The organism is Rhizobium sp. BK196 (assembly GCF_014193255.1).
Taxonomy (GTDB): domain Bacteria; phylum Pseudomonadota; class Alphaproteobacteria; order Rhizobiales; family Rhizobiaceae; genus Rhizobium.
In genome coordinates this window covers 102,699-121,634 of sequence record NZ_JACHZB010000003.1, presented here as the reverse complement: position 1 = coordinate 121,634, position 18,936 = coordinate 102,699, and the positions used below count along the sequence as shown (strand labels likewise).

Sequence of the window (18,936 nt, the reverse complement as noted above, 5' to 3'; positions counted from 1 at the left end):
ACGAGTGACGGCGGCCAAGATTTCCCAAGGAATCAGCTGCAGCCACTGGTCGCACCACACGTGTCGCACTTCTCGCAGGTGCCGTTGCGCACCATCGTGAAGTTCTGGCACTCGGAGCACATGTTGCCCGTATAGCCCTGCATGATAGAGCGGGCGCGGCGTTCGGCTTCCATCTTCTTGGCTTCCGTCTTGGCGGTTGCAGCGTCGGCTGCGGCCTTGTCGGAGAAGAGAGCGGTTGCGTCGCTGCCGGCTTCTTCGAGCACTTCTTCGGCGATCTCTTCTGCCAGCTCCTTGGCGCGCTCTTCATAGTCACGCTTGAAGGCGACGATTTCGGAGGTGGAGATGGCGACTGTCGGCTCCAGCTTGCGGGCGGCGGCTCCCGCAAATGAGGTTACCGAGCCGGTCGAAGAGGCGCGGGCAGGGGCTGCCGTTGCCGCTCCCTTGGGTTCGCCGGCCTGGCGTTCGCCGCCGGTGCCGGAAACGAGCGTCGGCTTATAGCCGCGGGTCCAGCCGGTGGAGAGCAGGTTGGTCTTGCCTTCCTGGATGCCCTTGCCAAGCGCGGTGTTAGAGAAGTCCGACGTATCGACATGGGCAAGATCGTGACGGCCGAGGTAGGAAACGGCAAGTTCGCGGAACACGTAGTCGAGGATCGACGTGGCATTCTTGATCGCGTCGTTACCGATGACGATGCCGGCCGGTTCGAACTTGGTGAAGGTGAAGGCCTCCACATATTCTTCCAGCGGCACGCCATATTGCAGGCCGAGCGAGATGGCGATGGCGAAATTGTTCATCATCGCGCGGAAGGCAGCCCCTTCCTTGTGCATGTCGATGAAGATTTCGCCGAGCCGGCCATCCCCGAATTCGCCGGTGCGGAGGTAAACCTTGTGACCGCCGACGGCAGCCTTCTGGGTGTAGCCCTGGCGGCGGTTCGGCAGCTTCTCGCGTTCGCGGGACACACGCTCGATCACCTTCTCGATGATCTTTTCGGTGACCGTCACGGCTTGGGCAGCGAGCGGCTGCTGGATCAGATCCTCAAGCGCATCCTCGTCGCTCTCGTCCTCGATCAGCGAAGCGTTGAGCGGCTGCGACAGCTTGGAGCCGTCACGGTAGAGGGCATTCGCCTTCAGGCCGAGCTTCCAGGAGAGCATATAGGCGTTTTTGCAATCCTCGACGGTCGCTTCGTTCGGCATGTTGATCGTCTTCGAGATCGCACCCGAGATGAAGGGCTGGGCTGCCGCCATCATGCGGATATGGCTTTCGACTGAAAGGTAGCGCTTGCCGATCTTGCCGCACGGATTGGCGCAATCGAAGACCGGCAGGTGTTCCTTCTTGAGGAAGGGCGCGCCTTCCAGCGTCATCGCACCGCAGACGTGGATATTGGCAGCCTCGATGTCCTTCTTCGAGAAGCCGATATGCTCCAGCAGACTGAAGCTCATGTCGCTGAGCTGTTCGTCGGAGACCTTCAGGGTGGTCTTCAGGAAGTCGGCGCCGAGCGTCCACTGGTTGAAGACGAACTTGATGTCGAAGGCGCTCTTCAGAGCCGCATTGACGGCTTCCACCTTCTCGTCGGTGAACCCCTTGGCCTTCAGTGTCGAGGGGTTGATGGCCGGTGCCTGGTTGAGGTTGCCGTGGCCGACAGCATAAGCTTCGATCTCGGCGATCTGACTTTCGGAATAGCCGAGCGTGCGCAGCGCATCCGGAACGGCGCGGTTGATGATCTTGAAATAGCCGCCGCCGGCAAGCTTCTTGAACTTCACGAGTGCGAAGTCAGGCTCGATGCCGGTCGTGTCGCAATCCATGACGAGGCCGATCGTGCCGGTCGGTGCGATGACCGAGACCTGCGCGTTGCGGTAGCCATGCTTTTCGCCGAGTTCGAGCGCCTTGTCCCAGGCAGCCATTGCATGGGCGGCAAGATCCCGGTCCGGGTTTTCCTGATGGATCAGCGCGACCGGGTTGACCGAGAGAGCCTCGTAGCCCGCATTCTCGCCATGGGCGGCGCGGCGGTGATTGCGGATGACGCGCAGCATGTGTTCGCGGTTCGGCTCGTAGTTCGGGAACGGACCGAGTTCGGCAGCCATTTCGGCCGAAGTTGCGTAGCAGATACCGGTCATGATCGCCGTCAGCGAGCCTGCAATGGCGCGGCCTTCGGCGCTGTCATAGGGGATGCCCGTCGACATCAGCAGGCCGCCGATATTGGCGTAGCCGAGGCCGAGCGTGCGGTATTCATAGGAGAGTTCCGCGATGCGCTTGGAAGGGAACTGCGCCATCATGACCGAGATTTCGAGCACGACGGTCCACAGGCGAACGGCATGTTCGTAGTCGCCGATATTGATGCGCTTGGTGGCCTTGTCCTTGAACTGCAGAAGGTTCAGCGAAGCAAGATTGCAGGCCGTGTCGTCGAGGAACATGTATTCTGAGCACGGGTTCGAGCCTCGGATCGGGCCGCCGGCCGGCGAGGTGTGCCAGTCGTTCATCGTCGTGTTGAAGTGGATGCCCGGATCGGCCGATGCCCAGGCAGCATAGGAGATCGTTTCCCAGAGGCCGCGGGCCTTCAGCGTCTTCATGACCCGGCCGTCCTTGCGGGCGGTCAGGTTCCAGTCGCCATCTTCCTCGACGGCGCGCAGGAAGTCGTCCTTGATCGAGACGGAGTTGTTGGAGTTCTGGCCCGAGACGGTGAGATAGGCTTCCGAATCCCAGTCCGTGTCGTAGGTCTTGAACTCCATGTCCTTGTAGCCCTGGCGGGCAAACTGGATGACGCGCTGGACATAGTTTTCCGGAACCTGGTCCTTCTTGGCAGCGCGGATTTCGCGCTTCAGCGCCGGGTTCTTGGCCGGATCGAAGCAATCGCCATTGTCGCCTTCGCAATTGACGCAGGCCTTCATGATCGCCTTCAGATGCTGAGCGACGACCTTAGAGCCGGTCACGAGAGCGGCAACCTTCTGCTCTTCCTTGACCTTCCAGTTGATATATTCCTCGATATCGGGATGGTCGATGTCAACGACCACCATCTTGGCCGCACGCCGCGTCGTCCCGCCAGACTTGATGGCCCCGGCAGCGCGGTCGCCGATCTTCAGGAAGCTCATCAGGCCGGAAGACCGGCCGCCGCCGGAGAGCTTCTCGCCTTCGCCGCGCAGCATGGAGAAGTTGGAGCCGGTACCGGAGCCATATTTGAAGAGGCGCGCTTCCCGCACCCAGAGGTCCATGATGCCGCCTTCGTTGACGAGGTCGTCCTCAACGGACTGAATGAAGCAGGCATGCGGCTGCGGATGTTCGTAGGCCGATTTGGACTTGGTGATCTTGCCGGTGAAGGGATCGACATAGAAGTGGCCCTGGCCCGGACCGTCGATGCCGTAGGCCCAGTGCAGGCCGGTGTTGAACCACTGCGGGGAGTTCGGGGCGACGCGCTGCGTGGCGAGCATATAGGCAAGCTCGTCCTTGAAGGCGGCTGCATCTTCTTCCGAAGAAAAGTAACCGCCCTTCCAGCCCCAATAGGTCCAGGTGCCGGCGAGACGGTCGAAGACTTGGCGCGCATCGATTTCAGAGCCGGTCTGTTCGTCCTTCGGCAGGGTCTTCAGCGCTGCGTCGTCGGCAACGGAGCGCCAGAGGAAGGAGGGGACATCGTTCTCTTCGACCTTCTTCAGGCGGGCAGGAACGCCGGCCTTGCGGAAATATTTCTGGGCCAGAACGTCGGTGGCGACCTGCGAGAACTGCGCGGGGACGTCGATGTTTTCGAGGCGGAAGACGATGGAGCCATCAGGGTTCTTGATCTCGCTCGTCGCCTTGCGGAATTCGATATCCGCATAGGCGCCTTGACCAGCCTTCGTAAACCGACGTTCGATGCGCATGTCCTTAACCTCTTGTTGGCACCCAAAGGGCGCAAAATTCCCGTCCGGCTACACGGTGTCCCGTCGTGCAGCCGGTGCTCGTTCCGTCTTGTGACAGGATTGTCATCCGGAGATGATTTTCCTGTATCTTGTGGTGAGGCTGGCTGCAAACGCTAAATATAGTGTTAACAGCTTATTTTTACCAGTCCCCGATGTCGTTTTTTGAGGCTGGAAAAAGGCGCAAAACTCTCCTCGGGCGTTACCGCCTTTGACGGCACAACACCCTGACTTTGCGTTCAATTTTCCTGGGAGAACCGGGCTCGTTACTTCCGGTTCAGTCGCCGCCGCAACATCTGACACATTAAGTTTGAAACAGCTGATTCCGTCAAGGGGTGGAACGTAACCGTTTGCTAACCACAACATCTTGTGGATGTCCTTGTGGAGACTGGGGAAAATCCTGGTAAACCTGAAAATACAAAGGCTTGCGAGGACGATTTAGTGAAGGAACGGGCGAATTGTTAGAAAAATCGACTAAGGCAAAAGTTAGGATGGCTTTTGCGGCGTAAATGCGCATGCCGATTCGGCAACGGAGGTCAGCCCGGTTTAGAGGGCGTCGATGGCGATCGTGACGGTTGCGGTGCCGATCGGAATGCCCTTCTCGTCGGTGACGACGAAGCTTGCCTGAGTCTCCAGAAGCTGCGTTGATTCATCGCGTTCCGCCCGGCCAATATAGATATCCTGCGAAGCGAGCGAGAAGGTTTTCAAAAACTTGTCCTCGTCACCCTGCCAATAATCCGTGGTGATGCCGCTCTGGCCGACATTGAGCCCGTGGCAGTCGGTGACGAAGAATTCGAGGATCGTTCCCTGCGAATCGTCCTGCTTCGACTTGAGGTATTGCGAGACGGACTTCGCCATCAGTGCCTTGACCATTTGCAGGTCGCCCCGCGCGACCTCCGCCCGGTAGGTCTCGTCCAGCACCCGCATATCCATTTCGCTGACATCGCCGAATTTGCTATTCTGCTCTTCGATCGCTTTCACGACGAGCGGCATTTCGACCGTCGGCCGGACGAGTTTTTCGACATATTCGCGTACAATGCCGACATAAGCCGGCTCAGCCCCCGCAGGAGTATAAAGAAACAGGCAGCCGACCAACCCGGAGGCGGTTGCCATTTGAAATCTGCCCAAGCGTGCCATCAGCTTCCCCAACCCACTCAGCCGCATTTTGATGCCCGATCTTTCTGCGGCCGGTAGTTGCTTGACCTTATGCTAATAAAATAAAATGGATGTTACCGGCTGGGGGCAGAAAATAGCTGTCGGGAAGACGAAATCTGGAACAATTTCCAATTGTAAATTGGAAATTGCTCTTTCGAATGCGCGTCCGAATTATGCCTAGTCGCGTGGACCTTTGGCGATCGGCTCCTGATAGGTGAAGCCCATGTCCCAGGGGAAGTAGATCCAGGTGTCCTGGCTGACTTCGGTGACGAAGGTATCGACCGTTGGTACGCCCTTCGGTTTGGCGTAGACGCAGGCGAAATGCGCCTTCGGCAGCATGCCGCGCACCTGGGCCGCGGTCTTGCCGGTATCGGTGAGGTCGTCGACGACGAGCACGCCTTCACCGTCGTTTTCTGCGAGCTCGGGTGCTATGCCCTTCAGCAGTACCATGTCGCCTTGGTTGACGTAATCGTGATAGGAGGCGATGCAGACGGTTTCGATGAGACGGATGTTCAACTCGCGCGAAATGATTGCCGCCGGAACGAGGCCGCCACGAGTGATACAGACGATCGCCTTGAACTCCTGGCCGAGACCGGCGAGCCGCCAGGCAAGCGCTCGCGCATCGCGGTGGAACTGATCCCAGGAAACGGGAAAGGCTTTATCGGGAAGGGACATCGGGCTGCTCCGCGGCATGAGGAAACGACACGCCGTTTGCCGGCGACCGGGCGGACATCGGCTGGCAAAACGCAAATCGCGCAGCCGGAACTGCGCGATGGATGCCGAAGCCTGATGTCATCGGTCGCCGCAATTAGCGGGATTTGGAGGCAAAAGGCAAGAGCAGCCTCAACGCGAGAGCAATGTCAGCGCGGTCATGGACTGCAGAAGCGTCTTTGTCGTCCCACCGAATATCGCCTGCCAGAGCCAGGAATGTGTATAGGCACCCATGACCAGAAGGTCGATGCTATCGTCCGAAAGCCGGTTCTCGATAATGTGCGACGCGTTCTTGTCACCGCTTTCGGCCGTGGCAAGCGTCACATTCACGCCGTGGCGGGCAAGCGTTGCAGCGATCTCGGCGCCTGCAGTCGTCGCCGATTGGGTTGCGGTTTCTGCCGGATCGACGGAGAAGATTTCCACGGCTTCGGCAGCCTTCAGGATCGGCAGCGCATCGAATGTGGCGCGCGTTGCTTCCTTTGAACCGTTCCAGGCAATCAGCACGCGCTTGATCGGCTTCGGCTGGCGGATGATGTAGGGGATCATCAGTACCGGGCGGCCGCTTTCGAACAGGAATTCATCGACATCCACGTGACTGTCGGAGGGTCTTGCGGGATCTGCTTGCGAGGCGATCAGCAGGTCGGCGCTGCGCGCGCTTTCGATCAGCGGCGCTGAGCCGTATCCCGTCGACGTCGCAAAGGCACGCCATTCAAAGGAAGCGACGGCCGCCTCCGCACGGGCACGGAAAATCCGCTCGACCTCGATGGTCTCTGAATGGGCCATGTCCTGAAGCGCCTGCACGGCGACCGGATCGGGAATTTCCATCGGTGCGACAAGCGGCACGGCGGCGATCGTTTCGGCGTGCAGGCCGATCACATGGGCGCCGCTTTCTGCGGCAATGGCAAAGGCGAAATTGGCGACGGCGGCGCTATTGTCTGTTGTATCCAGAATGGCGAGAATGGTTTTATAAGACATATCAATTCTCCTTTGCGACTGAAATGATGGTCCGCCAGGAAAGGAATGCGCCGGAATGCGGTGCAGTTCCTTGACCACGGTCAAGACCCCATCCCGTCCTCACGCTTCCGCGGAATGGTTTTCGGCAAGATCCTTCCCGCGTCTGATGTCCTCGATCATGGCTCGCACCTGCGCACCTGCAGCCTCGATCACGTCCTGCGAGCGGCCGCGCACCACGATCTCGGTTGAAAATTTGTGCCCCACATAACGCGGATAGGAACCGATGCTGGTTTCCGGATGTGCCTTCTGGATCGCCGTCAGCGGCGTGCCGATCTCGCCTTCACCATAGGGGCAGGCGATAGCGAGCGAGAGGACGGGCGTGCCGGTCCTCAGCGTCGGCAGCACATTGTCGACCATGGCCTGGAAGACCTGCGGAACACCTGCCATCACATAGACGTTGCCGATGATGAAGCCGGGCGCGGTCGACACCGGATTGGCGATATGGGCAGCCCCGCGCGGCATGCGGGCCATGCGCTGGCGAGCCTCGGTGAATTCCATCTCCCGGCGCTTGTACATCTCGGCAAGCAGCACCATCGCCGCAGCGTCATGCTCGCAGGGAACGCCGAAGGCCTTCGCTACGGCATCCGCGGTGATATCGTCATGCGTCGGCCCGATGCCGCCCGACGTGAAGACGTAGTCGTATTTGCCGCGAAGCGCATTCAACGCTTCGACGATCGCATCTTCCTCGTCGGCGACGATCCGAACCTCTTTCAGGTCGATCCCCGAAATGGTCAGCATGTCGGCGAGGTGGCCGATATTCTTGTCCTTGGTCCGGCCGGAAAGAAGCTCGTCGCCGATGGCTAGCATGGCGGCGGTAACGACAGTCTCATTGCTCATAGGGATATTTCCGTGGGGTGAAGCTTGGAAATAGGTAGCGTCGTTTGGCCGCTTTGCAAACGGCAAAGCGACGCGGCTCAAGTGTCGAAACGAAACGGCAAGTGAAATTTCGTCTACAGGCGGTGAACAGTGAGTTCTTGCGCGCAGGACTATGTTGAACCGGGTGCGCTGGTAGAACGGTCGCGGTCACGAAATTCAACCAGTCCTCGTTGGAGATAACAATGGCGAAGATTCTCGTCCTCTACTATTCGGCTTATGGCCACATCGAAACCATGGCTTATGCCGTAGCCGAAGGCGCGAAGTCCGCCGGCGCTGACGTCGTCGTCAAGCGCGTTCCGGAACTGGTTTCCGAAGAAGTCGCCAAGGCTTCCCACTACAAGCTCGATCAGGCAGCCCCGATCGCCACAGTCGACGAACTGGCCGATTACGATGCGATCATCGTCGGTGCCGGCACGCGCTTCGGCACGGTGGCATCGCAGATGCGCAACTTCTGGGACCAGACGGGCGGCCTGTGGTTCACCGGCAAGCTTGTCGGCAAGGTCGGCTCGATGTTCACCTCGTCCGCGACCCAGCATGGTGGCCAGGAATCGACGATCCTCGGCTTCGTCCCGACCTTCCTCCATCAGGGCATGGCCTACGTCGGCCTTCCTTATGCCTTCCAGGGTCAGATGGGCACGGAAGAAGTAAAGGGCGGCTCGCCATACGGCGCATCCACCATCACCAACGGCGACGGCTCCCGCCAGCCCTCGGCAATCGAACTCGAAGCCGCCAAGTACCAGGGCGCGCACGTCGCCAAGATTGCTGCGAAACTGGCTTGAGCTTCGCCAAAATCAGTTTTGAGACGGCGGTCCCTTGGACCGCCGTTTTATTTTTGGCACAAAGTTATCGGCAGGTTTCGCAAAACGCGGGGGGTGTCCTGCAAACAAAACTTGACGAATCCGCCTAAGTCGTTGATCTGGACGGCGCGCGAGCGTGGCGAAATTGGTAGACGCAAGGGACTTAAAATCCCTCGGCCTTAGGCTATACGGGTTCGATCCCCGTCGCTCGCACCACATTGAATTATCGTTTGAAAAGCAGCTTATCCTCCCTCGAACAGAAATCCCGACATTTCCTGGGGGAGGGGCAGCCGCGGCGCGGACGCGGAGACTGGGCCAAACAGGCCATAACGTTGTTGGATGGATTTCCAGCAAACTCCCGGACTGCTTGTCGACTTGCAGATATGGTCGATTTGCAAAGAACGTATGGGCCTCATCTATGCTCACGGATGTCGAAGCGCTGGCTGCTTTGCCCGCCTCGCATTATCAGTGGGCGCTAATTTAGATAGGCGTTCGCAACGGCCTGCGGTAGAATGGGCAGAGGCCGCCAATTCCGGTCTGGCCATGGCGAATCCGTTGTTGGCAAATCGATGAAACAAAGACTAGCAGCAGTCCTGGCGGCCGACATGGCAGGTTATAGCCGGCTGATGGAGGCGGACGAAGCAGGCACGCTCGCCCGCCTCAGAACGCATCGGATAGAGTTGATCGACCCTGCCATCGCCAAGAACGAGGGCCGCATCATCAAGACGACGGGCGACGGCATGCTGGTCGAATTCCAAAGCGTGACCGACGCTGTGAGATGCGCCATGGAAATCCAGCAGCGCATGAAGCGGCGCAATTCCGACGTGCCGCAGGATCGACGGATCGAATTCCGGATCGGCATCAATGTCGGCGATATCATTTTCGACGACGATGACATTTTCGGCGATGGTGTGAACATTGCCGCGCGCGTCGAACAACTAGCCGATGTCGGAGGCATCTGCATCACGGCCGCGGTGGCGACGCAGATTGCCGACCGGCTAGAAGTGGCCATCGAGGACCTTGGCGAGAAGGCACTAAAGAATATCAGCCGTCCGGTTCACCTTTACCGGGTCGGTGTCGACGCCGCCGTCCTGGCGCCCACAGCGGATGCCGCGGACGCCAAGCGGTCCGCTTCCAAACCCACGATCGTCGTTCTGCCCTTCAACAACATGAGCGGCGATCCCGAGCAGGAGTTCTTCGCAGACGGTCTGACCGAGGATATCCTCACCGAGTTGTCGCGCCGTCACGAGCTGTTCGTCATCTCGCGCAACTCCAGCTTCGTCTATAAGAACCAGCCCGTCAATGTGCGCGAGGTGGCCGAGAAGCTCGGCGCCCAGTACCTGGTCGAAGGCAGCGTACGGAAAATCGGCGACAGGGTGCGCGTCACGGTCCAGTTGATCGACGCGGTCAACGATGCCCATGTCTGGGCGGACAAATACGACCGCAAACTCGACGACATATTTGCCATCCAGGACGAGGTGACGGCCGCGATCGCCGCCACGCTTCCCGGGCGCGTCGAGGCGGCCCAGCGAGACCAACTCGCCCGCACGAAGCCGGCAAACATGGCCGCCTACGAATGCGCGCTCGCGGCCAAGGTGCTGCACCACAGAAGCAGCCCCTCGGACAATGCGCAAGCCCAGGCGTTGATCGACAGGGCCATCGAACTCGACCCAGGCTATGCGCATGCCCATGCCTGGCGCGCTTGCATCCTCGGGCAGGCCTGGGTGAACGGCTGGTGCAGTGACAAGGATGCCGCTTGGGCGCAGGTCAATTCCGAGTTGGAGCGGGCGCTTGCGCTCGACGATAACGACGCCGACGTGCATCGCATTCTCGCCGCGGTCAATGTCAACAACAACCAGCTGACGACAGCACGCTATCATCAGGAGCGCGCCCTCTCGCTCAACCCCAATTACGACCTGGTGGTGGTTCAGCAGGGCGAGTTGCTGACTTGGCTCGGCCGGCCGGAAGAAGGAGTCGAGTGGATCCGCAAGGCCATGCGGCTCAACCCGCATCATCCGGCACGTTTTTGGAGTCACCTGGGAAAGGCCCATTTCACCGCCCGGCAATATGGCGAGGCGATCGAGGCCTTCATGCATCTTTCCGCCATGGACCACGTCCAGCACGCTTTCGTCGCGGCCTGCTATGGATGGCTCGGCGATGATATTGCGGCATCCGCACATATGAGGCAGGTCAACGCGCTTGCGCCCGAATTCGGCATCGAGCCGTTCCTCGCTACGCTGCACTACACCCAAGAATCCGATACGCAGCATATCCGCGACGGGCTGATCAAGGCCGGTGCCGGCGAGTTCGTCTCAACGGCCAGCGACGTAGAAAAACGCAAGACCCTTGGCTGAATTCCAGATCTCTCGACAGTGGGTTGTCCTCGACTGAGGGCGGCGCCGTCGAAACGCGCCAGCAGCTTTATGCTGAGCGCTGACTCCGGTAATTAAGCAGCGGATTCCGTCAACGCACACCCATCGGCCTTAGCCTATACGGGCTCGATCCCGTCGCTCGCGCTACCTTTATAAATCCGTTCGAATATGCTTGTATAATGTGAATAAACCATAGGCAGCGCTTGTCTATGGCCTTAACGGTGCAAAAAATGTGGGCACTGTGCGGTTGAGTAAGTATTGTCTTAGTGGGAGTAAGACGATGGTTTACGACTGGGATGGAGCAAGAACGCGGCGCATCAGGCTCTTCAAGATGAGCGCCTTTCTATTGTTGGGAACGACGATGGCGGTGGTGCCGCTGTTCTTTTGGACATTGCAACTGCGCGGGCTTTGACGTGCCGGACGCGTGTCAGCGTCCCGGCAAATTACGCGGGGGCGTTCGCCCCGGTTTTCGTTTCACGCCATTTGTTGAAGACCCAGCCGACGATTAGGCCGAGTGCTGCGCCTGCTGCCTTGATGCCTGCATCGTGAAGGCGCGCATGCCGCGTCGGCGACAGGTACTGCAGATATTCGATCGCGAACGCACCGAAGATCAGCAGCACGGCAACCGCCTTCCATTGTTTCGGATAGGCGAGAGCAAAAGTCAGCCCTGCTGTCAGGTAAGCCGCGGCACGGTCGATGTCAGGTGTTTCGATCGTGTGGGGTCGCAATTCGATCGGCGAAACTGTGACGAATAGGATGAAGGCGAAAAGAAGCCATGCCAGCAGCTTTGTGATCTTGGGTGTCATCTTGCTGTCATATTAGTAATTGCTGCGCGACATCAAGTTAAAAGCCGTCCACCTGACCCGGATATTGGGCGCAATTAGAAGACGCGCTTAAGGAAGCCTTTCATCAAGCGAACCGCAAATGGCGCAAACGGGCTTCTTTCTGTCGGTTGCCTGTGTCATAGCGACGTCTGGATTTTTGAAAATGGACGAACGCCCGTGACAAGACACGATGTCGAAGGCGCAGAAGAGGCAATGCGCAGCCTTTTCCCTGCTACGCCGCTGCAGCTCAATGACCACCTCTCCGCCCGCTATGGCGCGGATATCTGGCTGAAGCGCGAGGATCTTTCGCCTGTTCGCTCCTACAAGATCCGCGGCGCGTTCAATTTCTTCCGCAAGGCGATTGCCGAAGGTGCGGGCGGCAAGACTTTCGTTTGTGCTTCTGCCGGCAATCACGCGCAGGGCTTCGCCTTCGTCTGCCGCCACTTCGGCGTGCCGGGCGTCGTTTTCATGCCGGTCACCACGCCGCAGCAGAAGATCGACAAGACCCGCATGTTCGGCGCCGGCTTCATCACCATCAAGCTCATCGGGGATTTCTTCGACCAGTGCTATCAGGCGGCCCGCGATCACGTCGAAGCGATCGGCGGCGTCATGGTGCCGCCTTTCGATCATGTCGATATCATCGAGGGCCAGGCGACCGTTGCTGCAGAAATCATGCAGCAGCTTCCCGAAGGCACGGTGCCCGACATGGTTGTCCTGCCGGTCGGCGGCGGTGGCCTTGCCGCCGGCATCACCGGTTATCTCGACGGCATCGTTGCGAAATCCGATTTTATCTTTACCGAACCTGCCGGCGCCCCGAGCTTGCGCCGCAGCCTCGAAGCCGGGCAGGTGGTGACGCTTCCCAAGGTCGACAATTTCGTCGACGGCGCGGCCGTCGCCCGCATCGGTGACCTGAATTTCGCGGCCCTGAAGGACTTTTCGGTCGAACAGGTCAGGCTGATGCCGGAAAACGCCATCTGCGTTACCATCCAGGAGATGCTGAACGTCGAAGGTGTCGTGCTGGAGCCGGCTGGCGCCCTGTCGCTGACGGCGATCGCCGCCATGGATCGCGAGGCCATCAAGGGCAAGACGATCGTCGCCGTCGTCTCCGGTGGCAATTTCGATTTCGAGCGGCTGCCCGATGTCAAGGAAAGGGCGATGCGCTATGCCGGCCTGAAGAAATATTTCATCCTGCGCCTTGCCCAGCGCCCCGGCGCACTGCGCGATTTCCTCAATCTTCTCGGGCCGCATGATGATATCGCCCGCTTCGAATACCTCAAGAAATCGGCGCGCAATTTCGGTTCGATCCTGATCGGTATCGAGACGACGGCCCCGGAGAATTTCGTAACGCTGGTTGCCAATTTCGAAAGCGCGGGCATGGGCTTTGAGGATATTACCGAAAACGAGATCCTCGCAAACCTGATCATTTGACTTTGCGTCAACTGCACTGCGTGCTAAAGGCGGATTATGGCTTCGTTCCTTTCAAACATTCTTTCGGTCTTCTCCGGCGGTGGCAAATCCTCGAGCGAGGCAGCTGCGGGTCCTTCGGGTGAGCCTCAGCTCTATGGCGATTGCACCATCTATGCCGAGCCGCAGAAGGAAGGTGGCCAATATCGTCTGGCCGGCCGCATCGAAAAGAAGGTCGGTGAGGACGTTCTCGTCCGCAAGTTCATCCGCGCTGATCTCTTTTCCTCGTCGGATGATGCGATTGAATGCACGGTGCGCAAGGCGCAACAGATTATCGATCAGCACGGGCCTTCGCTTTTCAGCGATGGCGAGAAGCTTCGTCAGGTCTAACGGCAAGCTTAGTCCGAACTGACATTTCCCGTTGTTTTTCAAAACTATGACAGCATTTCCGTGACGGAAACTGCTGCTTTGCTCACCTAATCTTAAAGGATTATGGTGAAGGTGGCGCCTGCAGGTTTTGCAGGGCACCGCTTGTGTTTGAGCTTTCCGGACGATTGAACAGAAGATCCGCCGCGGCGGCTGCGGCTTGCACTCCTGTTGTGGGTGGAGGACTGTGATGGAGCTTTTCAACTCCGCGCTCTTCATCTTCGAAGCCATCGGCTATTTCGTGCTGATGGTCAGCCTCCTGCATTTTCGCCATCGCCTCGGATTGGGCGTCTTCCTGACGGCGCTCGGCGTCATGCATTTCATGGAGACGTATCTCGCAGCAGTTTTCTATGTTTCCCTGCCGTTTGGGAACGTCTCGCCGGGTTCTTCAGTATTCTTTTCCGGCAAGCTGATGATGATCCTTATGCTCTACCTGCAGGAGGACGCGGCGACCGTTCGCCAGCCGATCTATGGTCTGTTTCTCGGCAATCTTCTGACCGTCGCCATTGCCTGGGTGCTGCAGCTTCATCAGCCGCTGGAGCTGTCGCCCGGTCATCCCGCTGACGTTGACTTCCTCAAGGAGATGGGCTGGCTGATGGTCTGGGGCACGGCAATCCTCTATCTCGACTCGCTCGGAATCATCCTGCTTTACGAGAAACTTGGCGATTTCATGCGCCGGCGCGTGGTGCTGCGCTTCATGATCTCCGGGCTCGTGCTTTTGACCTTTGACCAGATCTGTTTCTTCAGCGGTCTTCATTATTTCGTGGGCGTTCCGATGGCTGCCTTCTGGGCGGGATGGGAAGCCAAAATGCTGGCTGTCTGCCTCTATTCCCTGATGTTTGCCGTCTACGAATACTATGTCCGCCGGGACGGCGTTGCCGCCTCGGCCCGCTCGATCAGCGACCTCTTCGGCGATCTAACATTTCGCGAGCGCTACAACGATCTTCTGGAGCGCACCGGCCGCGACATCTTGACCGGCGTCTATGACCGCAGCCGCATGGAGCTGGAGGCGCCGCTGATGGTACGCGAGGCGCTTCGGCAGGGCCAGTATGCGACCGTTCTCATCATCGATGCCGACCATTTCAAGGACGTCAATGACGGCTTCGGCCATCTTCAGGGCGATGAGGTTCTGAAGGCCATTGCTTCGAGGCTCGGAACGACGCTCCGCTCCAGCGATCGCATCTTCCGCTTCGGCGGTGAAGAGTTCGTCGCCGTCTGCCCCGGCACAGGCCATGAGGAAGGCTTGCTGTTGGCGGAGCGCCTGCGCTGGACGATCGAGACCAGTGTGAAGACGCCGGATGAGGCGTCGGTATCGGTGAGCATAGGGGTTGCGACCGCCGACGAAGATGGCATCAGCTTCACGACCGTGCTGTCTGCGGCAGATAGCCGCCTTTACGATGCAAAGAAGAGCGGCCGCAATTGTGTCGTCGGCCGCTCCGGAGTGGTCAAGATCAGCTAGAGCGCAAATCCGTCTCGCTCAGGCGGTTCGGAAGATCTTGGCGCCGGAGGGAGCGCTCGTCATGCCGCCATCGACAGTGATCTCAATCCCCGTGACATTGCTGGAATCATCCGAGGCGAGATAAAGCGCAGCCTTTGCGATCTCGTCTGCCTCGCTCATGCGGCCGAGCGCGCTCATATTCCCGAGCTTTTCTTCGAGTGCCGTCATTGCATCCTCCGTCTGCGCGTAGGGCGACCAGATCGGCGTGCGCGTACCGCCAGGCGTTACCTGGTTGACGCGGATGCCGCGCGGTGCAAGTTCAGAGGCGAGGTTGCGGGTCATGGAGCGCACAGCACCCTTCGTGGCGGCGTAGGCAGACCAGCCCGGCGCACCGAGAACGGCGTGAACGGAACCATTGAGAATGACCGAGGCGCCATCATTCAGATGCGGCAGTGCGGACTGAACCGTGAAGAAGACCGAGGTCAGGTTGGTGCTGATGATCTTCTCGAACTGTTCCAGCGAGGTCTGGCCGAGCGGCGTTGCGCCGCCGATGCCGGCATTGGCAAAGACGATATCGAATTTGCCGACATCGGAAGCAGCTTCGGCGAAGACCTTCTCCGCGGCCGCAACATCGGTGAGGTCGATCTTCAGCGCCAGCACATCGCCGCCAAGCGCTTTCTTGGCTGCTGCGAGCGTTTCCGGGTTACGGCCGGTAATGATGACCTTCGCGCCTTCGGCAACGAAGACCTTGGCGGTGGCAAGCCCGATGCCGCTGTTGCCGCCGGTAATGAGTGCGACCTTGTTCTTAAGACGCATGGGAATGGCTCCTATTGGAAAATGTCTCGATCTGGATTATGATCGATATCCATAAGGATTATGACTGTAATCCAGATAAGTCAAGTCCGTATGTCGGGAGATTTTCAATGGGCCATTCGCAACTGGAAAAGCAGAAGACGCACGATAGGATCCTCGAGATTGCTTCCAAGCGTCTGCGGGAGAAGGGGCTTGAGGGTATCGGCGTCGCCGACCTGATGAAGGAGGCCGGGCTCACGGTCGGCGGCTTCTACAAGCATTTTGCATCACGCGATGAGATGGTGGCGGAAGCCATGAAGCTGGCTTTCGGGTCCTGGGAAGCGAAAGTGCGGTCAGAGGGCAGGGCGCCGGCAGATATTCCGATCGCGGAATATTCCGCCAATTACCTGAGCGAGGTCCATCGCGATGACGTAAGCGGCGGCTGCCCTTTTGCTGCGCTGACCGCCGATCTTGCCCGCAGCGGCGAGAAATGCCGGTCGCTTGCGACCGAGCAGCTGAAGACGAATCTCGGAAATATGACAGACCGTATGAGCGCCGCCGACGAGGCTGAGGCGCGCCGCAAGGCAATCATCGTCTCGTGCCTGATGACTGGCGCGCTCGGCCTTGCGCGCATCGCGGACGATGAAAAACTCTCCGACGAAATTTTGGAAACGGCCCGCTCCTTCGTCAATGATTTCTCTGCAAAATGAAAGGGCCGGCTTGCGCCGACCCCGAGTAGAACTTTTTTGAATTTAAAGCTTAGGCAGCAAGAGCAAGCTCTTCGACGCGCGACTTGGCAGCGCCGATGGCCTTTTCGGCAGCTTCCGGGCCAAAGGCGAGGCCTTCGACATAGATGGTTTCAATATCGGTTATGCCGAGGAAGCCGAGAACCGATTTCAGGTAAGGCACGGCATGGTTCATGCCGGCGGCCGGACCCTGGGAATAGACGCCGCCCGAAGCAAGGACGACATAGACCTTCTTGCCGGTGGCGAGGCCGACCGGGCCGCTTTCGGTATACTTGAAGGTGAGGCCGGCGCGGGCCACGTTATCGATCCAGGTCTTCAGCGAAGAATAGATATTGAAGTTGATGAGGCCAGTGCCGATGACGATGCTGTCGGCTGCGAGCAGTTCATTGACCAGTTCGTCGGAAGTCTTGACGGCAGCAGCTTCCTGGGCGGTGCGGGCTTCCGGCGGCTTGCGAATAGCGGCCGTAAATAAATCGTCGATGTGCGGAAGCGGATTTGCGGCAAGGTCGCGGCGAACGACGACGCTACCCGGGGCCTGAGCCTTGAGCTTGTCGGCAAGCTCGACAGCGATCGACGTGGAAAGCGACTCGGAACGCGGGCTGGACGTCAGAAGAAGAATGGAAGACATGGTTGAATTTCCTCTCGAATTGGTTTCAGCGACCGATTGGGAGCGGCAAATCGCTGTGTTCGAGAGAGAAATAAGGCTGGTCTGATATCGAAAAAACTGTGATAATGTCGATCAAGATTATCGATGGATTGGATGGAAGATGCTTCCCAACCCGACTCTGGATCAATTGCAGGTTTTCCTGACCGTCGCCGAAACCGGCAGCTTTTCGGCCGCTTCGCGCATGCTGAACCGGGCACAGTCGGTCATCAGCTACACGATCGCCAATCTGGAAGCCCAGCTTGAAATACTGCTCTTCGAGCGTTCAGGCGCCCGCCAGCCGAAGCTGACGGATGCCGGCAAGGCGATGCTGGAAGATGCCCGTCGCATGCTGGCCGACCTCGAGGTGATGCGCGCCCGCGTGAAAAGCATTAAGCAGGGGCTGGAGGCCGAGCTTTCTCTGGCGATCAGCGTCATGGTGCCTGCTGATGCCGTCATGATGGTGCTACGCGAATTTCGCGAAAAATTCACCGGTGTTGCGCTGAACCTCAACGTCGGTGAGCTCGGCATGGTCATGGACATGGTGATGAACGACAAGGCTGATATCGGCGTCGGCGGCGCGCTTGTGAGGCAGGAAGATTCACTGATAGCCGAGAAGATTGGCTATTCTTTCATGGTTCCTGTCGTCGCGCCGGATCATCCGCTGGCGCGTATCGAAAGGCCCTTGACGCTGGCCGATGTGCGCGAAGAGACCCAGCTCGTGGTCTCCGATGCCTCCGGGCTTACCAAGGGGCGGGATTTCAATGTTCTGTCCTATAGGACATGGCGCGTCAGCGACATTGCGACCAAGCACCAGCTCATTAAGGGTGGTCTTGGCTGGGGTGGCTTGCCGGTCTCTCTGGTTGGTAACGACATCATGAAGGGCAATCTGGTCGCCATCAAGCTGGAGGCCTACGAGCAGGGCGAGTATCCGGTCTACGCTATGCACAAGGCCGCCAGCCCGCCAGGCCCTGCCGGCAGGTGGCTGGTCGAGGCCTTCCGCAGGCGGCTTGCCATGTGCCCGAGCCACGGAGAAATGGTCAGTATGCTCGGCATCGACGAACTGCATGCGATGCCGGAGGCTGCAGAGTAGCCACAAGCTTGACGGGTTTCCGGCCTTTGCTATAACGGCGTCGCGGTCTGCAGTTCACCGAGGCGTCGCCGTCCCGCATGGGAAGCTAAACCTGCTCCAGAAAGATCATCAGCACTTGTCCTGTGCCGAAGTCGAAAGCCGGCGACCACCGACACCTTTTTTGAGGGAACGGCGCGTTGAGGATAAGACGTGACCAGATCTATCTTTCCAATGGAAATCGCCGATCTTTCGGCTTTTGCCAAATCTCTCCGCAAGCAGATCGAAGCGCTCGGTGACAAGCCGAGCCATGTCGAGATGCTCAATCTGCTGACTCGCGCGGCGGGTTATCGCAACTATCAGCATTTCCGCAGCGTGGCGCACTCCGCCGAAGTCCTGAAGGACTGGAGCCTGAAGCTGGATACCCAGCCTTTGCCGGACGAAGAGCGTGTGCAGAAGGCATCGCGCCATTTCGACGGCAACGGTCGACTGATCCGCTGGCCGGGCAGAAGGGGGCTGCAGGAGCTTTGCCTATGGTTCTTGTGGTCGAAAATACCAGCGGATGCGGAACTGACTGAGCGTGAAATCAGCGACTTGATAAGTCGCCTGCATCTCTTCGGCGATGCCGCACTGCTGCGCCGCGAGCTTTTCGACTTCGGGCTTGTCCACCGCACCCGCGATGGCAGGCAATATCGCCGGATCGAAAAGAAGCCGCCGGGTGAACTTGGGCTGCTTCTTCGTCGCATCGAAGCCGAGGCAGAAATTGCGTGAGCAAAAAAGGGCGCGGT

Annotated in this window: 17 protein-coding genes and 1 tRNA gene; 10 read left to right on the top strand and 8 right to left on the bottom strand. The window is 59.0% G+C overall.

What is annotated here, in order from left to right; translation table 11 throughout:
- Nucleotides 1-32 precede the first annotated feature (32 nt).
- The 5 genes from FHT78_RS11705 to FHT78_RS11685 all read right to left on the bottom strand — a co-directional run bounded on the left by FHT78_RS11705 (nt 33) and on the right by FHT78_RS11685 (nt 7,598).
- Nucleotides 33-3,845 (bottom strand): vitamin B12-dependent ribonucleotide reductase, encoded by a 3,813-nt coding sequence (locus tag FHT78_RS11705; protein WP_183743723.1) that lies wholly within the window; start codon nt 3,843-3,845, stop codon nt 33-35.
- 582 nt (nt 3,846-4,427) lie between these two features.
- Complete coding sequence (locus tag FHT78_RS11700; RefSeq protein ID WP_246715262.1) at nt 4,428-4,994, bottom strand: hypothetical protein; 567 nt, start codon at nt 4,992-4,994, stop codon at nt 4,428-4,430.
- 219 nt (nt 4,995-5,213) lie between these two features.
- A complete protein-coding gene (gpt, locus tag FHT78_RS11695) occupies nt 5,214-5,711 on the bottom strand; it encodes a xanthine phosphoribosyltransferase (protein WP_183743719.1) in 498 nt (165 codons plus the stop codon).
- 168 nt (nt 5,712-5,879) lie between these two features.
- On the bottom strand, nt 5,880-6,722 hold the full coding sequence (locus FHT78_RS11690) for a universal stress protein (RefSeq protein WP_183743716.1): 843 nt from the start codon (nt 6,720-6,722) through the stop codon (nt 5,880-5,882).
- Nucleotides 6,723-6,821: 99 nt separating this feature from the next.
- Nucleotides 6,822-7,598: a competence/damage-inducible protein A gene (locus FHT78_RS11685; RefSeq protein ID WP_183743714.1), complete on the bottom strand. Its 777-nt coding sequence runs from the start codon at nt 7,596-7,598 to the stop codon at nt 6,822-6,824.
- 221 nt (nt 7,599-7,819) lie between these two features.
- Between FHT78_RS11685 and wrbA the strand changes: the two genes are divergently transcribed.
- The 4 genes from wrbA to FHT78_RS29640 all read left to right on the top strand — a co-directional run bounded on the left by wrbA (nt 7,820) and on the right by FHT78_RS29640 (nt 11,218).
- Nucleotides 7,820-8,416, top strand: coding sequence for an NAD(P)H:quinone oxidoreductase type IV (gene wrbA, locus FHT78_RS11680; RefSeq protein WP_183743712.1), 597 nt, complete (start codon nt 7,820-7,822; stop codon nt 8,414-8,416).
- A gap of 148 nt (nt 8,417-8,564) precedes the next feature.
- Nucleotides 8,565-8,650 (top strand) — tRNA-Leu (locus tag FHT78_RS11675).
- Nucleotides 8,651-9,003: 353 nt separating this feature from the next.
- Nucleotides 9,004-10,788 (top strand): adenylate/guanylate cyclase domain-containing protein, encoded by a 1,785-nt coding sequence (locus FHT78_RS11670; protein WP_183743710.1) that lies wholly within the window; start codon nt 9,004-9,006, stop codon nt 10,786-10,788.
- Nucleotides 10,789-11,086: 298 nt separating this feature from the next.
- Nucleotides 11,087-11,218: a hypothetical protein gene (locus FHT78_RS29640; protein WP_281412846.1), complete on the top strand. Its 132-nt coding sequence runs from the start codon at nt 11,087-11,089 to the stop codon at nt 11,216-11,218.
- Between the two features lie 31 nt (nt 11,219-11,249).
- Here the strand turns inward: FHT78_RS29640 and FHT78_RS11665 are convergent, their stop codons facing one another.
- A complete protein-coding gene (locus tag FHT78_RS11665; RefSeq protein WP_183743708.1) occupies nt 11,250-11,612 on the bottom strand; it encodes a VanZ family protein in 363 nt (120 codons plus the stop codon).
- A 195-nt stretch (nt 11,613-11,807) separates the two neighbouring features.
- On the opposite strand from FHT78_RS11665, the gene ilvA reads away from it, so the two are divergent.
- The 3 genes from ilvA (at nt 11,808) to FHT78_RS11650 (ending at nt 14,919) form a co-directional block, all read left to right on the top strand.
- A complete protein-coding gene (ilvA, locus tag FHT78_RS11660) occupies nt 11,808-13,058 on the top strand; it encodes a threonine ammonia-lyase (protein WP_183743706.1) in 1,251 nt (416 codons plus the stop codon).
- A gap of 36 nt (nt 13,059-13,094) precedes the next feature.
- Nucleotides 13,095-13,424 (top strand): HlyU family transcriptional regulator, encoded by a 330-nt coding sequence (locus tag FHT78_RS11655; RefSeq protein WP_183743704.1) that lies wholly within the window; start codon nt 13,095-13,097, stop codon nt 13,422-13,424.
- 223 nt (nt 13,425-13,647) lie between these two features.
- Complete coding sequence (locus FHT78_RS11650) at nt 13,648-14,919, top strand: GGDEF domain-containing protein (protein WP_183743702.1); 1,272 nt, start codon at nt 13,648-13,650, stop codon at nt 14,917-14,919.
- A gap of 18 nt (nt 14,920-14,937) precedes the next feature.
- Here FHT78_RS11650 and FHT78_RS11645 read toward each other — a convergent pair whose 3' ends face one another.
- Nucleotides 14,938-15,714 (bottom strand): SDR family oxidoreductase, encoded by a 777-nt coding sequence (locus FHT78_RS11645; protein WP_183743700.1) that lies wholly within the window; start codon nt 15,712-15,714, stop codon nt 14,938-14,940.
- Between the two features lie 107 nt (nt 15,715-15,821).
- On the opposite strand from FHT78_RS11645, the gene FHT78_RS11640 reads away from it, so the two are divergent.
- Nucleotides 15,822-16,400 (top strand): TetR/AcrR family transcriptional regulator, encoded by a 579-nt coding sequence (locus FHT78_RS11640; RefSeq protein WP_183743698.1) that lies wholly within the window; start codon nt 15,822-15,824, stop codon nt 16,398-16,400.
- A 49-nt stretch (nt 16,401-16,449) separates the two neighbouring features.
- On the opposite strand, the gene FHT78_RS11635 is transcribed toward FHT78_RS11640, so the two are convergent.
- Nucleotides 16,450-17,064, bottom strand: a complete 615-nt coding sequence (locus FHT78_RS11635; protein ID WP_183743696.1) for an FMN-dependent NADH-azoreductase — start codon at nt 17,062-17,064, stop codon at nt 16,450-16,452.
- A gap of 139 nt (nt 17,065-17,203) precedes the next feature.
- On the opposite strand from FHT78_RS11635, the gene FHT78_RS11630 reads away from it, so the two are divergent.
- A complete protein-coding gene (locus FHT78_RS11630) occupies nt 17,204-18,172 on the top strand; it encodes a LysR family transcriptional regulator (protein ID WP_183743694.1) in 969 nt (322 codons plus the stop codon).
- 189 nt (nt 18,173-18,361) lie between these two features.
- Entirely contained in the window at nt 18,362-18,919 is a 558-nt protein-coding gene (locus tag FHT78_RS11625) for a DUF2087 domain-containing protein (RefSeq protein WP_183743692.1), read from the top strand.
- Nucleotides 18,920-18,936 lie beyond the last annotated feature (17 nt).

Excerpts from the sequence above, each read along its gene's own strand:
- gpt (WP_183743719.1), bottom strand. The coding sequence starts at position 5,711 with ATGTCCCTTCCCGATAAAGCCTTTCCCGTTTCCTGGGATCAGTTCCAC.
- FHT78_RS11685 (WP_183743714.1), bottom strand. The coding sequence starts at position 7,598 with ATGAGCAATGAGACTGTCGTTACCGCCGCCATGCTAGCCATCGGCGAC.
- FHT78_RS11665 (WP_183743708.1), bottom strand. The coding sequence starts at position 11,612 with ATGACACCCAAGATCACAAAGCTGCTGGCATGGCTTCTTTTCGCCTTC.
- FHT78_RS11700 (WP_246715262.1), bottom strand. The coding sequence starts at position 4,994 with ATGGCAACCGCCTCCGGGTTGGTCGGCTGCCTGTTTCTTTATACTCCT.
- FHT78_RS11630 (WP_183743694.1), top strand. The coding sequence starts at position 17,204 with ATGCTTCCCAACCCGACTCTGGATCAATTGCAGGTTTTCCTGACCGTC.
- FHT78_RS11640 (WP_183743698.1), top strand. The coding sequence starts at position 15,822 with ATGGGCCATTCGCAACTGGAAAAGCAGAAGACGCACGATAGGATCCTC.
- FHT78_RS11645 (WP_183743700.1), bottom strand. The coding sequence starts at position 15,714 with ATGCGTCTTAAGAACAAGGTCGCACTCATTACCGGCGGCAACAGCGGC.
- FHT78_RS11705 (WP_183743723.1), bottom strand. The coding sequence starts at position 3,845 with ATGCGCATCGAACGTCGGTTTACGAAGGCTGGTCAAGGCGCCTATGCG.
- FHT78_RS11670 (WP_183743710.1), top strand. The coding sequence starts at position 9,004 with ATGAAACAAAGACTAGCAGCAGTCCTGGCGGCCGACATGGCAGGTTAT.
- FHT78_RS11635 (WP_183743696.1), bottom strand. The coding sequence starts at position 17,064 with ATGTCTTCCATTCTTCTTCTGACGTCCAGCCCGCGTTCCGAGTCGCTT.
- FHT78_RS11690 (WP_183743716.1), bottom strand. The coding sequence starts at position 6,722 with ATGTCTTATAAAACCATTCTCGCCATTCTGGATACAACAGACAATAGC.
- FHT78_RS29640 (WP_281412846.1), top strand. The coding sequence starts at position 11,087 with ATGGTTTACGACTGGGATGGAGCAAGAACGCGGCGCATCAGGCTCTTC.
- wrbA (WP_183743712.1), top strand. The coding sequence starts at position 7,820 with ATGGCGAAGATTCTCGTCCTCTACTATTCGGCTTATGGCCACATCGAA.
- FHT78_RS11655 (WP_183743704.1), top strand. The coding sequence starts at position 13,095 with ATGGCTTCGTTCCTTTCAAACATTCTTTCGGTCTTCTCCGGCGGTGGC.